This is a genomic window from Nocardioides kongjuensis, from assembly GCF_013409625.1.
Taxonomy (GTDB): domain Bacteria; phylum Actinomycetota; class Actinomycetes; order Propionibacteriales; family Nocardioidaceae; genus Nocardioides; species Nocardioides kongjuensis.
Genome location: NZ_JACCBF010000001.1, coordinates 2,188,601 through 2,202,906, shown reverse-complemented (window position 1 = coordinate 2,202,906; position 14,306 = coordinate 2,188,601). Strand labels below are relative to the sequence as shown.

Here is a 14,306-nt window from a genome sequence, read left to right as displayed (position 1 = left end):
AAGGTCTCGACATCGTGAGCCTCAACCAGGAGGTACCCGCCCCGGCCCCCGGGGAGGACCTCGCGCCCCGGCCGCTCCTCGAGGTCACCGACCTGACGGTGAGCTATCCGAGCTCGGCGGGCGCCGTGGAGATCGTGTCCGGGTTCGACCTGAGCGTCGCCCGCGGCGAGCGGGTCGCCCTCGTCGGCGAGTCCGGTTCGGGAAAGTCGGTCACCGCCCGGGCGCTGCTCCGGCTCGACCACCGTGCCACGGTCACCGGCCGGGTGCGTCTCGACGGCACCGACCTGCTCGCGCTCAGCGACCGGGAGATGCGTGCCCATCGGGGCCGGCGGATCGGCCTGATGCTGCAGGACCCGATGACCACGCTGAACCCGGTGCGCACCGTCGGCAGCCAGGTGATGGAGTCCCTGCGGGTCCACGGCGTCGGCAAGGTCGAGGCGCGCAAGCGGGCCGTGGAGACCCTCGACCGCCTGGGCATCCCCAACGCCGAGCGCCGGATGCGGGCCTACCCGCACGAGTTCTCCGGCGGCATGCGGCAGCGGGTCTGCCTCGCCATGGCCATCGTCGCCCACCCGGACCTGCTGATCGCCGACGAGCCGACGACCGCGCTCGACGTCCGGGTGCAGGAGCAGGTGCTCTCGCTGATCGACTCGCTCGTCGCCGAGCTCGGCATGGGCGTCGTGCTGATCACCCACGACCTCGGCCTGGTCGCCGGCTTCGCCGACCGCGTCGCGGTCATGTACGCCGGCCGCGGCGTCGAGAGCGGCCCGGTCCGCGAGCTGTACCGAGCCCCGCGGCACCCCTACACGTCCGGCTTGTTGGCGTCCGTGCCCCGCGTCGACCGGGACGGGGCGCTCGCGCCGATCGCGGGCAGCCCGGCCCAGCCCACCTCGCGGCCCGGCGGCTGCGCGTTCCACCCGCGCTGTGCGCGCGCCGAGGCCGACTGCACCGAGATCCGACCCGACGTACAACGCCTCGGCGCCGCCGACGTCGCCTGCCACCACCCGCTCGCACCCGCGGGGGAGGGGAACCGATGACCACCACCGACCCGACGCCGATCCTCGAGGCCCGCGGCCTGACCCGGACCTTCGGGTCGCGCCGCGAGGCCACCCGCGCCGTCGACGACGTCAGCTTCAGCGTCGGACCCGGCGCGATCCTGGGCATCGTCGGCGAGTCCGGCAGCGGCAAGTCGACCACGCTGCGCTGCGTGGTCGGGCTGGAGCGGGCCGACGCGGGCGAGGTCCTCTTCGACGGCGTCGTGCTGACGGGTGCCGACCGGGCGACCCGGCGCCGCTTCCGGCGCGAGGTCCAGATGGTCTTCCAGGACCCCTACTCGAGCCTGAACCCGCGGATGAGCGTCGAGACGATCGTCGGGGAGGGGCTCGACATCCACCGGATGGCCGGCTCGCGCGAGGCACGTCGGGCCCGCGTGGTCGAGGTGCTCGAGCTGGTCGGCCTGGACGCCACCGTCCTGGACCGCTTCCCGCGCTCGTTCTCCGGAGGCCAGCGGCAGCGGATCGCGATCGCCCGTGCCCTCGCGGTCGGGCCGCGGGTGCTCGTCTGCGACGAGCCCGTGTCGGCGCTGGACGTCTCCGTCCAGGCCCAGGTGGTCAACCTGCTGCTCGACATGCAGCAGCAGCTCGGCCTCGCCGTGGTGTTCGTCGCCCACGACCTGGCCCTCGTGCGCCACCTGTGCCACGAGGTGATGGTGATGCAGCGCGGCGTGGTGGTCGAGAACGGCCCCTGCGCCGACGTGTTCGACCGCCCGCAGCACGACTACACCCAGAGCCTGTTGGCGGCCATCCCGATCCCCGACCCGGACCGCGACCGCGCCCGGCGAGCCGCCGCAGCAGCCGCGACGGCGGAGCGGAGGACCGCATGAGCGTGCGCGTGGGCGCCGACGTCAAGCTGCCGTCCCCGCACCGTGCGCTCAAGGGAGCCGTCGACGAGCCCTGGCCCCAGGTGCTGGCGGACACGGCGGCCCTCGGCCTGGACGGCGTCCTGGTGCGCACCCTCTACGAGCTCTCGCCCACCCTCGACGCCGGCCTGCTGCGCGAGGTCGCCGACGCGGCCGCGAGCCTGGGCCTCTACCTCGAGCTGGGGGTCGGCAAGGTCAACCCCTACATGACCGCCGAGCTGCCGGAGATCCGCCGGCTCGGCGACGGCAGCTACGTCGCCGGCATGGAGCGGATGATCGAGGCCGCGGCGGCCATCGGCTGCCACGAGCTGTGGACCGCGACCGGCAACTTCCAGGCGGGGCTCCCGGGCCTGCACAAGAACGACCGCTACCGCCGCGATGCCCCCTGGGCCGACCAGATGGCCGCCACCGAGGGCCTGCTGCACCAGCTGGCACCGGTGCTGCGGGCCTGCGGCTCGCACCTCAACCTGGAGACCCACGAGGAGATCACGACCCACGACGTGGTCCGGCTCGTCGAGGCGGTCGGTCCCGACGTCCTCGGCATCACCTTCGACAGCGCGAACGTCTACGTGCACGGCGAGACGGCGGAGGCCGCGGCCCGCCGCGTGGCGCCGTACACCCGGATGTGCCACCTGCGCGACGTCGCGATCGTCGCGGGCCCGGAGGCGCCCGACCGCTACCTGCTCCCGTGCGGCGACGGCGTCGTCGACTGGGCCGAGGTCCTCGGCGTGCTGCTGGGGGCCAACCCCGACCTCCACCTCTCCATCGAGCCGGCCGGTCCCCACCAGCCGGCGATGCAGGTCTGGCACGACGACCCGCGCTGGCGGGCCGCCCACCCCGACCTGGATCCCCTCGAGCTTGGCGCGGTCCTCGACTGCGTCGGTGCCTACGAGCACCACGTCCGCTCATTCGATCGTCCCGACGCAGCGCGGCTGCGGGCGGGCGGGCTGTTCACGCGGGAGGAATTCCTCCGCCGAAGTGCCGGGCACCTCCGCAGCGTCACCGCTGCCGGAGCACACACCCAACCGACGAAGGAGTACATCCCATGAGCACGACCGCGAACGCGACCCGGGCGGACATCGCCGGGCTGAAGAGCGCCGTGGACTGCCCTGTCATCCTGCCCGGGGAGCGGCACTACGACCTGGAGCGCCACGTCTGGAACGCCGACATCGACCGCAACCCCGCCGCCATCGTCTCGTGCCGAAGCGCCCAGGACGTCTCCCGGGCGCTGACCTGGTCCCTCGAGAACGGCTACGAGGTCACGGTCCGCGGCGGCGGCCACAACCTGGCGGGCACCGCGGTCATCGACGGTGCCGTGCTGCTCGACACCGGCCCGATGAAGGAGGTCACCTTCGACCACGCGGCCGGCACGGTCACGGCCGGTGCGGGCTGCCGGCTCGGCGACCTCGACCGCGCCTGCGCCGAGCACGGCGTCGTCGTACCTGCCGGCACGGTCTCGCACACCGGTGTCGCGGGCCTCACCCTCGGCGGCGGCACGGGCTACCTGTCGCGGATGTACGGCCTGACCACCGACCACGTCGTCGAGGTGGAGTTCGTCGTCGCGGACGGCCGGATCCTCACCGTCAACGAGAACGAGCACCCGGAGCTGTTCTGGGCGGTGCGCGGCGCCGGCCACAACTACGGCATCGCCACGAAGTTCACCTTCCGCTACACGCCGTTCACGCTCAAGGCCAACGTGCGCCAGGCGTTCTACGTCGGGGAGGACCGCAAGCGCGTCCTCCAGCACTTCCGCGACTGGAGCTACGACGCCGAGGACAACGTCGTCACCTACGCCCGCACGGTCGAGGTGCCGGACTTCTGGACGGTCGTGCCCGCGAAGTACCGCGGCAGCCAGGTCGTCTCCGTCGCGACGATCCACTGGGGCGACGCGGACGAGGGCCGTCGACTCACCGACGGCATGATCGGCGCCGGGTCGCCGGTGTGGCAGACCGAGTACCAGGTTCCGCACGTCGAGCTGCAGCGCGCGTGCGACGACGACTTCCGCTACGGGGTGCGCCGCTACTGGAAGAACAGCATGCTCAACGAGTTCCCCGACGAGGCGATCGACACCGTCCTGAAGTGGTCGGACGCCTACCCGGGACGCCCGTTGCAGGCCCGCTCGACCATCGCGCCGCACTTCGCGTGCCCCTACCAGCTCTACCCCCGGGGAGGGCAGGCGGCCCGGGTCGACCCGATGGCCACCTCCACCAGCGACCGCACGTCGGCGAAGTTCATGGCGAGTGCCGGCGCCGAGTGGGAGTTCCCGTCCGAGGCACCCGAGCTGATGGACTGGGTGTCGGGCTTCGACGCCGAGATGGACCCGTACAAGAACGGGACCTACATCAACTTCACCAGCGTGGCCGGCGACGAGAACGCGGCACGCTACGCCTACGGCGACAAGTACGACCGGCTGGTCGCCGTGAAGCGGGAGTACGACCCGCACAACGTGTTCCGCCGCGGTCTCGTCGACCTGTCCGGTGAGGGCGAGGACGTCCTCGATGACGAGTGACGTCGGCTTCCGGATCGGGACGGACAGCTCGAAGTTCCCGGCACCTGCGGGCACGGATGCCGCCTGGCTGCTGGAGAAGGCGGCGAGTGCCGGCCTCGAGGGCGTGTTCTTCCGCTCGGCGCTCGAGCTGAGCCCGACCCTCGACGTCGGCGAGCTCCGCGCGCTGCGCGAGCAGGCCGACGACCTCGGGCTCTACCTCGAGGTCGGGGCCGCGAAGATCAACCCCTTCGCGGCCCCGGAGGCGCCCGAGATCCGCGCGCTCGGCGACGGGGACTACCTGACGGGCATCGAGCGGATCGTGGTGGCCTGTGCCGCTGCGGGGATCCACGAGATCTGGGCGGCGACGGCCAACTACAAGTTCGATCTGGCCGGCCGCCTGGCCTGCGACCGGTACCGCACGGACGTCACCTGGAACGACCAGCTGCGGGCAACGGGCAAGGTGATGGCCGAGCTCGCGCCGGTGCTGCGCGAGCACGGCTCGCACCTCAACATCGAGACGCACGAGGAGATCACGACCTTCGAGCTGGTCCGGCTGGTCGAGGAGGGGGGTGCCGACGCGTTCGGGATCACCTTCGACACGGCCAACGTGCTGATCCGCGGGGAGGACCCCGTGGCGGCGGCGCGGCGGGTCGCGCCGTACACGCGCCAGACCCACGTCCGTGACGGTGCCCTGTTCTTCACCGAGCAGGGCCTGTGCCGGGTGCTCGCGCCCTGCGGTCAGGGCGTCATCGACTGGCCGGCCCTGATGACGGCGTTGCTCGATGCGCCCCGCAAGGCGCTGTCGATCGAGGGCATCATGGGTCGCCGCTTCCAGCTGCCGATCCCGATCCACGACCCGCTGTGGCACGCCGGGCAGCCGGACATGACGACGGTCGAGCTCGCTGAGCTGGTACGGCTGGCCCGGGGCTACGAGGACGCGGTCGCGCGGGGCGAGCGGCGATCGCTCACCTCCCTGGCCGAGCCCGCGGACGACGAGGAGCGCGAGCGGTTCGTGCTCGACAGCGTCGCCCACCTGCGCGCCGTTGCCGCGCAGATCGGTGCGGACCGGGCTCGATGACTGCGGCGCCGCTACTCCTGCGCGGCGAGGATCGAGTCCTCGAGCCGCTGCAGGAGCGCGGCGAGCTGGTCGGCGTCGGCCGCGTCGACGCCGGCCAGCAACCGGTGCTCGTTGGCCAGGTGGGTGGCGATCGCCTGGTCGATGAGCGCCAGGCCCTCGGGCGTGAGCTGCGAGTGCACGACCCGGCGGTCGTGGGTGTCGCGGATCCGGGTGATCAGGCCCGCCTGCTCGAGCTTGTCGAGCCGGAAGGTGATGCCGGCCGAGGAGAGCAGCGACTCGGCGGCCAGCTCGGTGCCGGACATCCGGTAGGGCTCGCCGGCCCGGCGCAGTGCGGCGAGCACGTCGAAGGACGCCGGGTTGAGGCCGAAGTCGTCGAAGGACTTCGCGATGACCGCCTGGTAGCGCAGGTAGACGCGGTGCACGCGGCCGAACAGCGCGATCGGGGACGGGTCGAGGTCGGGGCGCTGCTCGCGCCACTGCTGCACGAACCGGTCGACGTCGGAGAGAGCGTCGGTCGTCGCGGTTGCCTCAGCGTCCTGGGGAGCCATGAGCCGGATGCTAGCCACGATCCGACGACTTCTTCCACCCAACATGCTTGACAGTAAGTAAGTAAACACTTAAAGATTAAGCCCTAAGGAAAAGAGGAGTCATGAACCAGCCCGTCGTGCGACTGCACTCCCTGCGGTCGGTCCAGCTCGGTGTCCCGGACGTGACCGCCTGCAGCGACTTCTACTCCGAGGTGTGGGGCCTCTCGGTCGTCGAGAAGGACACCGACGACACGTGGCTGCGCGGCTCCGGCCCCGACCACCACGTGCTCCAGCTCAGCCGCTCCGAGCGCAACGCGCTGGGCCGGATCAGCTTCGCGGTCCGTACGCCGGCCGAGGTCGACGAGGCCGCTCGCCGGCTCGTCGCCCAGGGCGTCCCGCTGCTGCGCGAGCCCGGGCCGCTCGACGACGCCGGGGCCGGCTACGGCCTGGTCCTGGTCGATCCCGAGGGACGCCGGATCGAGCTCAGCTGCGACGTCCACTCCGTGACGCCGCGCAGCCGCGACCTGCCCGTCCCGATCGGCGTCACGCACGTCGTGCTCAACACGGTCGACATCGACCGGGCGGTCGCCTTCTACACCCAGGTGCTCGGCATGCGCGTCTCCGACTGGTCCGAGCACCAGATGGCCTTCCTGCGCTGCAACACCGACCACCACAGCATCGCGTTCAACCAGGCGGCGTGGACCTCGGTCAACCACGTCGCCTACGAGATGGTCTCGATGGACCACTTCATGCGGGGCATCGGCTCGCTCAAGCACCACGGCATCACCCCGCTGTGGGGCCCGGGGCGTCACGGCCCGGGCAACAACACCTTCTCCTACTTCGCCGACCCGGCCGGTCTGGTGTGCGAGTACACCTCCGACGTCGCGCAGGTCGTCGAGGACCAGTGGCTGTGCCGCGTGTGGCGGCGCGTCCCGGAGCTGTCCGACCTGTGGGGGACCGCGGGCCCGCCGTCGACCGATGTGCGCACGCACATGGCCGGCGTCGAGGACCTCGGCGCGCTGGCCGACGAGGTGGTGGCGTCATGAGGACGACGGCGGACACCCCGATCCGGGCCGTCGTCATCGGTGGCGGCGCGATCGGTGCGAGCGTCGTCACCGCGCTGCTGCGCGGTGACGTGCCGGACGTGGTCCCCGTCGCCGTGGTGGACCCGCAGCCCGTGGGTGACCTCGGCGTGCCGCAGCTGCGCCTGGAGGCCGCGCTGGACCAGGCCGACGTCGTCGTCGAGTGCGCGGGCCAGGCGGTGATCGCGCAGAGCGCGGTCGGCATCCTCGAGCGCGGCATCGACCTGCTCATCACCTCGGTCGGCGCGCTGGCCGACCCCGACCTGGCTGCGGCGGTCCGCGCCGCGGGGCCGGGGCGCTTCCTGCTCACCGCGGGAGCGATCGGAGGACTCGACATCCTCTCCTCGGCCGCCGCCCAGGGGCCGCTGACCCGGGTCGAGGTCACCACGACCAAGCTGCCGACCACGCTCGTGCAGCCGTGGATGGACGACCACGACGCCGACCTGCTGCGGGTCGTGACCGAGCCGGTCGAGGTGTTCCGCGGCACCGCCCGCGAGGCGACCCGGCTGTTCCCGCGCTCGCTCAACGTCGCGGCCACGCTGGGCTGGGTGGTCGGGGACTTCGACCTGGTCGACGTCCGGCTGGTCGCCGACCCGGCTGCCGAGCTGACCTGCCACCGGGTCGTGGCCGAGGGAGCGGCGGGCCGCTACCGCTTCGAGATCGAGAACCTGCCCTCACCGCAGAACCCCCGCACCAGCGGCGTCGTCCCGCACGCCGTGCTCCGCTCGCTGGCCGCACTGGTGGGCCGACCCAGCGGGGTGGTCTAGGTGCTGGCCTTCCGCGAGGCCGGCGCCGGCGCGCCGACGCTCCTGCTGCACGGCATCGGGTCGTCGTCGCTCGCCTTCGGGCACCAGCTCTCCGAGCTGGCCGACGAGCTGCGGATGGTGGCCTGGGACGCTCCCGGCTACGCCGCGTCCGCCGACCCCGAGCAGGCCCTCGACCTCGACGCGTACGTCGACCGGGTGGCCGCCCTGGCCCACGACCGGTTCGGCGACGAGCCGGTCCACCTGGTCGGCGTCTCCTGGGGAGGCGTGCTCGCGCTGCGCACCGCGGCGGCCCGGCCCGCGCTGGTCCGCAGCCTCACCGTCATCGGCGCCAGCCTCGGCTCGGGTGTCGATCCGGTGCGCGCGGCACAGATGCGCGAGCGGTCCGGCGAGCTGCTCCGGCTCGGTGCCACCGACTTCGCCCGCCGGCGCGGACCGCGGTTGCTGGCGCCGGACGCCGATCCCGCGCTCGTCGAGCACGTCGTCGCCACGATGGCGGCCGCCGTACGCCCACCCGGCTACGCCTGCGCCGCCGAGGTGATGGCCGCGGCCGACCTCTCCGCTGACCTGGCCCGGATCACCGCACCCACGCTGGTGATGGCCGGTGCCGAGGACCGGGTGACCGGACCGGACCGGGCCCGCGAGATCGCGGCACGGGTCCCCGGGTCCGCGCTCGTCCTCGTCCCGGGCGCCGGCCACCTCGCCAACCAGGAGCGTCCCGCCCTGGTCAACGCCTGGCTGCGCGGCTTCACCCGCGCCGCCGACCTCCTGGCCGCGGCGCAGCCCGCGACCGACCTCCACGAAAGGAAGATCCCATGACCCTGCAGTACGACACCGCCGCCGACCTCGCCGAGTTCACCGACTCGCTCATCCTCACCCGGGCCACGCGCCACGAGGACTGGGACACCCTCGGCTTCCAGGCCAAGGCCGGCGACCAGTTCAAGCGCGCCCAGATCCGCTACGTCGGCTCCGGCGCGACCGGCAACCACGAGAACGACCGCCGCACCATCGCCTCGCGCGGCTTCACCTTCTCCAACATGCTGCTGCCCCCGGGCGCCGAGGGCCCCGAGCACACCCACCACGACGCCGAGGAGGCCTTCTTCGTCCTCGAGGGCGAGGTCGAGGTCGGCATCCACCGCGACGGCCAGGTCGTCAAGCGCACCCTGGGCTACCGCGACATGATCGTCGTGCCGGCCGGCGTGCCGCGCAGCCTGAAGAACAACGGCGAGACCGACGCGCTCTTCTGCGTGATCATCGGCGCCCAGAAGCCGCAGGTGCCGACGTACCCCGAGACGTCGGCCATGCACGGCGTCACCCGGGACTGACCCGTGGACCTGGAGCTGCGTGACCGCACCTACCTCGTCACCGGCGGCAGCTCGGGGGTGGGTCTCGCCACCGTCGCGCTGCTGCTGGCCGAGGGGGCGCGCGTCGTGACGTGCGGGCGCCGGGCCGAGGCGCTCGACGCGCTGGTCGCGTCGCTCGGGGACCCCGGGAACCTGGTGGCGCAGGTCTGCGACGTGCGGGACGCCGACGCCGTGGCGGCGTTGGTCGCCGCGGCGGGCGAGGCCTTCGGCGGCGTCGACGGCGTGGTCAACAACGCCGGTCAGTCCCGGATGGCGGGGCTCGCCGACGTCCGTGCCGCCGACTTCCTCGACGAGCTCGACCTCAAGTTCAGCAGCGTGCTCAACGTGCTCGGCGAGGCGCTGCCCTGGCTGGAGAAGTCGCCGGTGGCCTCGGTCGTCAACGTCAACGCGGTGCTGGCCAAGCAGCCCGAGCCGCGGCTCGTCACGACGTCCGCGGCCCGCGCCGGGCTGCTCAACCTGACCAAGTCCATGTCGGTCGAGTACGCCGCCCGCGGCGTCCGGGTGAACTCGGTCTGCCTCGGCCTCGTCGACACCGGCCAGTGGCGCCGCCGGTACGACGGCTCGGGCGACACCCGCGACTACGCCACGTGGGAGCGGGAGATCGCCGCCGACCGCGGCATCGCACTCGGCCGCTTCGGCCGCGCCGAGGAGGTCGCCTCAGCCATCGCCTTCCTGCTGTCCCCGCGCTCGTCGTACGTCACCGGGGCGGCGCTCGACGTCTGCGGCGGCGTGTCCCGCGGCCTGTTCTGACCCCTTCCACCCCTCCCGAGGAGCACCCATGACCAGCCCGGCACCGGGCCGCACCGGCGGCGACCTGCTCGTCGACCTGCTGCGCCGCCACGACGTCGACACCGTCTTCGGCATCGTCAGCGTCCACAACCTCCCCCTGGTGGAGGCCGTGGACCGCGACCTCCGGTTCGTGCCGGTGCGGCACGAGGCGACCGCGGTCAACGCGGCCGACGGCTATGCCCGCGCCCGCGGGGGGCTGGGCTGCGCGCTGACCAGCACGGGCACCGGCGCCGGCAACGCGGCGGGCTCGCTCGTCGAGTCGCTCAGCGCCGGCACCTCGGTGCTCCACGTGACCGGCCAGGTGGACACGCCCTACCTCGGCTCGGGCCGCGGCTTCATCCACGAGACCAAGGACCAGCTCGGCATGCTGACGGCCGTCTCGAAGCACGCCGTCACGGTGCCCGACGTCGCGTCGGCCGGGGTGCTGCTGCAGGAGGCGGTCGAGCACGCGCTGGCCGCGCCCGGCGGTCCGGTGAGCGTCGAGTGGCCGATCGACCTGCAGTACGCCGTCCCGGCGGACCTCCCGGCCCAGGCGAGCCGTGCGGCGCTCGCCCCGGTGGACCCGGTCCGGGTGGCCGAGGTGGTGAGCCTGCTGCGGGCCAGCGAGCGTCCGGCGGTCTGGGCGGGCGGGGGAGTGTCCCGTGCCGGTGGCGCGCTGCGGCGACTCGTCGAGCTGACCGGTGCCGCGCTGTTCACCAGCAACTCCGGTCGCGGCGCGGTCCCCGAGGACCACGAGCTGTGCGTCGGCAACTATGCGACGACGCCGGCCGGTCGCAGCCTGCTCGGGGACGCCGACCTGCTGCTGAGCATCGGCACCCACTTCCGGTCCAACGAGACCGGCGACTACGGTCTCGTCGTCCCCACCAACCACGTGCAGGTCGACCTCGACCGCGACGCCATCGGCCGGGTCTACCCGGCGAGCGTGGGTGTCGTCGCCGACGCGACGGCCTTCCTCGAGGCGGTCGTCGACGCCCTGGTCGCGGCCGGCTCCGAACCGCGTGCTGCCTGGGCCGAGCGGGTCCGGGTCACCCGGGCCGCGGTCCGCGAGTCGCAGCGCGCCGGGCTGGGGGAGCACGCTGCGTTCGCCGACGCCCTGCGCAAGGTGCTGCCGCGCGACGCCGTCGTCGCCCGAGACGTCACCATCGCGTCCAGCTCGTGGGGCAACCGGCTGCTCGAGATGCACGATCCCCGCAGCAACGTCTTCCCCCGCGGCGGCGGCATCGGCCAGGGCCTCGGCATGGCCATCGGCGCCGCGATCGCCCGGCCCGGCCGGCCGAGCGTCGGGATCGTCGGCGACGGCGGCCTGGCCGTCCACCTCGGCGAGCTCACCACGATGGCCCAGGAGGCGCCGTGGCTGGTGCTCGTGGTCTTCAACGACGGCGGCTACGGCGTGCTGCGCAACATGCAGGAGTCCCTGGGCAACCGGCGCTCCGGGGTCGACCTGCTCACCCCCGACTACTCCACGCTGTGCCGCTCGATGGGCCTGGCCCACCTGCGCATCGCCGAGCCCGGGGCGGTCACGGCCACGCTCGAGCAGGCGGTCGCGCTCGGCGGTCCGGTCGTCGTCGAGGTCGACCTGGCGGCGTACCCACCGATGCCGCGCCCGTTCACCCCGCCCGTCCACGTCCCGGGAGCACCGGCATGAGTGAGCGTCTCGCCCCGGAGGGGCGGATCCTCGTCGGCGGCGAGTGGGTCGAGGGCTCCGGCGCCGAGATCGTCGCCACGGACCCGGCCGACGGCACCACCGTCGCGACCCTGGCCGGCGCCGTGCCCGCTGACGTCGATCGCGCAGTGCGCCGCGGCGAGGCCGCGCGCTCGGCCGCCGCGTGGCGCACGATGCTGCCGCACCAGCGCGCCCGCTACCTGGCCCGCACCGCCGAGCTGATCGAGGACCGCAGCGAGGAGCTCGCGCTGCTGCAGAGCCGCGACAACGGCAAGCCGCTCGCCGAGACCCGCGCACTGGTGGCCAGCGCAGCAGGCACCTTCCGCTACGTCGCGGCGCTGCTCGAGACCCAGGAGGGCTCCATCCCGCCGTCGCGTGGCGACTACCTGAGCTTCTCCGTGCACGAGCCGATCGGCGTGGTCGGTGCGATCACGCCGTGGAACAGCCCGATCGCCTCCGATGCCCAGAAGGTCGCGCCTGCGCTCGCCGCCGGCAACGCCGTCGTCCTCAAGCCGGCGGCGTGGACGCCGCTGCTGGCCCTCGAGCTCGGCGCACTGCTGCTCGAGGCCGGCATCCCGGAGGGCCTGGTGAGCGTGCTGCCCGGCCCCGGCCGGACGGTCGGACAGGCGATCGTCGAGCACCCCGGCATCGGCCACCTCTCGTTCACCGGCGGCACCGACACCGGACGCGAGCTCGCGGCCACGGCGGCGCGGCTGCTCAAGACGACCTCGCTCGAGCTCGGCGGGAAGTCGCCCACCATCGTGCTCCCGGACGCCGACCTCGACGTCGCCGTCAACGGCATCCTCTACGGGATCTTCAGCTCCCAGGGGCAGTCGTGCATCGCGGGCTCGCGCCTGTTCGTGCACGACAGCGTCTACGACGAGGTCGTGGCGCGCGTCGCCGAGCGCGCCGACGCGCTGCGGGTCGGGCACCCACGTGCCGAGGGCACCCAGCTCGGGCCGCTCATCACCGCCTCCCACCGCGACGCCGTCGAGCGCTTCATCGCCGACGGCCTCGCTGCCGGCGGCACCCTGAGGGCCGGCGGGGCGCGGCCCACCGACCCCGCGCTCGCGGCCGGCAGCTACCTGCGGCCCACCGTGATCGACGGGCTCCGGGCCGACGCCTCGATCGTGCGCGAGGAGATCTTCGGTCCCGTCCTCGTCGCGCTGCGCTGGCGTGACGAGGAGGAGCTGGTGGAGGCGGCGAACGACACGTCCTACGGGCTCGCGTGCGGGATCTGGACGCGGGACTTCGCCCGTGCGTGGCGCATCGCCCGGGCGATCGACGCCGGCACGGTCTGGGTCAACACCTACAAGCAGCTGTCGATCGCGACCCCGTTCGGCGGGATGAAGGACAGCGGGTCGACCCGTGAGAAGGGGCTGGGCGCGATCCGTGCGTACCAGCGGCAGAAGAGCATCTATCTGGGGACGTCCGGGCCGATCGCCTGGGCGGACTGACCGAGTTCCAGGAAAGGGCAGGGCAGCATGAGCATGCACGTCGGCATCGTCGGAGGCGGGATCGGTGGCCTGGCCGCCGCCATCGGCCTCCGCGCGCAGGGGATCGCGGTCACCGTCTTCGAGCAGGCGCCGGAGTTCGGACGCGTCGGCGCGGACATCAACCTGACACCCAACGCGGTCCGCGCCCTCGACGGGCTCGGCGGTGGGGTGGGTGCGGCGATCCGGGAGACGGCCGCGAGGCCGACCTACCGGATCAGCCGGACCTGGGACTCGGGCGAGGAGACCTCGCGCCTCGAGATGGGGGACGTCGCCGAGCGGAAGTACGACGCCCCGCAGCTCACCATCCACCGAGCCGACCTGCTCTCGGCCCTCGAGCACGAGCTGCCGTCCGAGGTCATCCGGCTCGGACACCGGCTGACCGGCCTCGAGCAGGACGCCGACGGGCCGGTGCGGCTGGGCTTCGACGGCGGGGCGAGTGCCGAGGTGGACGTCGTGATCGGCGCCGACGGCATCCACTCCAGCGTCCGCTCTGCGTTGTTCGGCAAGGAGAGCCCCGAGTTCACGGGGGTCGTCGCGTTCCGCGCTGTCGTCCCCTCGGACCGGCTCGACGTCCCCAACCTGGATGCCTTCACCAAGTGGTGGGGACCGGACCCGGAGACGCAGATCGTCACCTTCCCGCTCAACCGCGGGCGGGACACGTTCATCTTCGCGACGACCCCGCAGGAGTCGTGGACCGAGGAGTCGTGGACGACGCCGGGTGACGTCGTCGAGCTGCGCGCCATGTACGAGCACTTCCACCCCGAGGCCCGGGCCCTGCTCGACGCATGCGACTCCGTGCTCAAGTCGGCCCTCTACGTCCGCGACCCCCTGCCGCAGTGGTCGGTCGGCCGGGCCACCCTGCTCGGCGACGCCGCCCACCCGATGATGCCGTTCATGGCCCAGGGCGCCGCGATGTCCATCGAGGACGCGGTCGTGCTGACCCGGTCGATCGCCGACGGCGGCCCCGACGTGGGCCAGGGGCTGAAGGCGTACGAGGCCGCGCGCCTGCCCCGCACCAGCCGGATCCAGATCGGCTCGCGCGGCAACACCTGGCTCAAGTCGTCGGCGGACGCCGACTGGGTCTACGCGTACGACGCCTGGCAGGTGGACCTGGCCTGAGGGCCGGGGCCCCACGGG

The 14,306-nt window shown here is 73.1% G+C and carries 14 protein-coding genes; 13 read left to right on the top strand and 1 reads right to left on the bottom strand.

Annotated elements, in window-relative coordinates:
* The first annotated feature begins 14 nt into the window (after positions 1 to 14).
* Genes BJ958_RS10645 through BJ958_RS10625 form a run of 5 tightly spaced genes read left to right on the top strand, consistent with a single transcriptional unit; the run spans position 15 to position 5,484 of the window.
* Positions 15 to 1,037, top strand: coding sequence for an ABC transporter ATP-binding protein (locus BJ958_RS10645; RefSeq protein ID WP_343052637.1), 1,023 nt, complete (start codon positions 15 to 17; stop codon positions 1,035 to 1,037).
* Positions 1,034 to 1,882, top strand: coding sequence for an ATP-binding cassette domain-containing protein (locus BJ958_RS10640; RefSeq protein ID WP_179726807.1), 849 nt, complete (start codon positions 1,034 to 1,036; stop codon positions 1,880 to 1,882). The genes BJ958_RS10645 and BJ958_RS10640 overlap by 4 nt, the downstream gene beginning before the upstream one ends.
* Positions 1,879 to 2,967 carry a sugar phosphate isomerase/epimerase family protein gene (locus BJ958_RS10635; protein WP_179726806.1) on the top strand — a complete coding sequence of 363 codons (1,089 nt, stop codon included), beginning with the start codon at positions 1,879 to 1,881 and terminating at the stop codon, positions 2,965 to 2,967. Before BJ958_RS10640 ends, BJ958_RS10635 begins: the two co-directional genes overlap by 4 nt.
* The gene (locus BJ958_RS10630; RefSeq protein WP_179726805.1) at positions 2,964 to 4,427 is read left to right on the top strand and encodes an FAD-binding oxidoreductase; all 1,464 of its coding nucleotides are present in this window, start codon (positions 2,964 to 2,966) and stop codon (positions 4,425 to 4,427) included. The genes BJ958_RS10635 and BJ958_RS10630 overlap by 4 nt, the downstream gene beginning before the upstream one ends.
* Positions 4,417 to 5,484: a sugar phosphate isomerase/epimerase family protein gene (locus tag BJ958_RS10625; protein WP_179726804.1), complete on the top strand. Its 1,068-nt coding sequence runs from the start codon at positions 4,417 to 4,419 to the stop codon at positions 5,482 to 5,484. Before BJ958_RS10630 ends, BJ958_RS10625 begins: the two co-directional genes overlap by 11 nt.
* 11 nt (positions 5,485 to 5,495) lie before the next feature.
* On the opposite strand, the gene BJ958_RS10620 is transcribed toward BJ958_RS10625, so the two are convergent.
* Positions 5,496 to 6,032, bottom strand: coding sequence for a MarR family winged helix-turn-helix transcriptional regulator (locus BJ958_RS10620; protein ID WP_179726803.1), 537 nt, complete (start codon positions 6,030 to 6,032; stop codon positions 5,496 to 5,498).
* Between the two features lie 101 nt (positions 6,033 to 6,133).
* Between BJ958_RS10620 and BJ958_RS10615 the strand changes: the two genes are divergently transcribed.
* Genes BJ958_RS10615 through BJ958_RS10580 form a run of 8 tightly spaced genes read left to right on the top strand, consistent with a single transcriptional unit; the run spans position 6,134 to position 14,288 of the window.
* A complete protein-coding gene (locus tag BJ958_RS10615) occupies positions 6,134 to 7,057 on the top strand; it encodes a VOC family protein (RefSeq protein ID WP_179726802.1) in 924 nt (307 codons plus the stop codon).
* Positions 7,054 to 7,860 carry an aspartate dehydrogenase domain-containing protein gene (locus BJ958_RS10610; RefSeq protein ID WP_179726801.1) on the top strand — a complete coding sequence of 269 codons (807 nt, stop codon included), beginning with the start codon at positions 7,054 to 7,056 and terminating at the stop codon, positions 7,858 to 7,860. The genes BJ958_RS10615 and BJ958_RS10610 overlap by 4 nt, the downstream gene beginning before the upstream one ends.
* The gene (locus BJ958_RS10605) at positions 7,861 to 8,676 is read left to right on the top strand and encodes an alpha/beta fold hydrolase (RefSeq protein WP_179726800.1); all 816 of its coding nucleotides are present in this window, start codon (positions 7,861 to 7,863) and stop codon (positions 8,674 to 8,676) included.
* Positions 8,673 to 9,182: a cupin domain-containing protein gene (locus BJ958_RS10600; RefSeq protein WP_179726799.1), complete on the top strand. Its 510-nt coding sequence runs from the start codon at positions 8,673 to 8,675 to the stop codon at positions 9,180 to 9,182. Before BJ958_RS10605 ends, BJ958_RS10600 begins: the two co-directional genes overlap by 4 nt.
* Positions 9,183 to 9,185: 3 nt before the next feature.
* Positions 9,186 to 9,971 (top strand): SDR family oxidoreductase, encoded by a 786-nt coding sequence (locus BJ958_RS10595; RefSeq protein ID WP_179726798.1) that lies wholly within the window; start codon positions 9,186 to 9,188, stop codon positions 9,969 to 9,971.
* Positions 9,972 to 9,999: 28 nt separating this feature from the next.
* Complete coding sequence (locus BJ958_RS10590; protein ID WP_179726797.1) at positions 10,000 to 11,655, top strand: thiamine pyrophosphate-binding protein; 1,656 nt, start codon at positions 10,000 to 10,002, stop codon at positions 11,653 to 11,655.
* Positions 11,652 to 13,130 (top strand): aldehyde dehydrogenase, encoded by a 1,479-nt coding sequence (locus BJ958_RS10585; protein WP_179726796.1) that lies wholly within the window; start codon positions 11,652 to 11,654, stop codon positions 13,128 to 13,130. The genes BJ958_RS10590 and BJ958_RS10585 overlap by 4 nt, the downstream gene beginning before the upstream one ends.
* Before the next feature lie 27 nt (positions 13,131 to 13,157).
* Positions 13,158 to 14,288 carry an FAD-dependent monooxygenase gene (locus BJ958_RS10580; RefSeq protein ID WP_179726795.1) on the top strand — a complete coding sequence of 377 codons (1,131 nt, stop codon included), beginning with the start codon at positions 13,158 to 13,160 and terminating at the stop codon, positions 14,286 to 14,288.
* Positions 14,289 to 14,306: the final 18 nt, after the last annotated feature.

Excerpts from the sequence above, each read along its gene's own strand:
- BJ958_RS10590 (WP_179726797.1), top strand. The coding sequence starts at position 10,000 with ATGACCAGCCCGGCACCGGGCCGCACCGGCGGCGACCTGCTCGTCGAC.
- BJ958_RS10615 (WP_179726802.1), top strand. The coding sequence starts at position 6,134 with ATGAACCAGCCCGTCGTGCGACTGCACTCCCTGCGGTCGGTCCAGCTC.
- BJ958_RS10625 (WP_179726804.1), top strand. The coding sequence starts at position 4,417 with ATGACGAGTGACGTCGGCTTCCGGATCGGGACGGACAGCTCGAAGTTC.
- BJ958_RS10635 (WP_179726806.1), top strand. The coding sequence starts at position 1,879 with ATGAGCGTGCGCGTGGGCGCCGACGTCAAGCTGCCGTCCCCGCACCGT.
- BJ958_RS10630 (WP_179726805.1), top strand. The coding sequence starts at position 2,964 with ATGAGCACGACCGCGAACGCGACCCGGGCGGACATCGCCGGGCTGAAG.
- BJ958_RS10600 (WP_179726799.1), top strand. The coding sequence starts at position 8,673 with ATGACCCTGCAGTACGACACCGCCGCCGACCTCGCCGAGTTCACCGAC.
- BJ958_RS10620 (WP_179726803.1), bottom strand. The coding sequence starts at position 6,032 with ATGGCTCCCCAGGACGCTGAGGCAACCGCGACGACCGACGCTCTCTCC.
- BJ958_RS10610 (WP_179726801.1), top strand. The coding sequence starts at position 7,054 with ATGAGGACGACGGCGGACACCCCGATCCGGGCCGTCGTCATCGGTGGC.
- BJ958_RS10640 (WP_179726807.1), top strand. The coding sequence starts at position 1,034 with ATGACCACCACCGACCCGACGCCGATCCTCGAGGCCCGCGGCCTGACC.
- BJ958_RS10580 (WP_179726795.1), top strand. The coding sequence starts at position 13,158 with ATGAGCATGCACGTCGGCATCGTCGGAGGCGGGATCGGTGGCCTGGCC.
- BJ958_RS10585 (WP_179726796.1), top strand. The coding sequence starts at position 11,652 with ATGAGTGAGCGTCTCGCCCCGGAGGGGCGGATCCTCGTCGGCGGCGAG.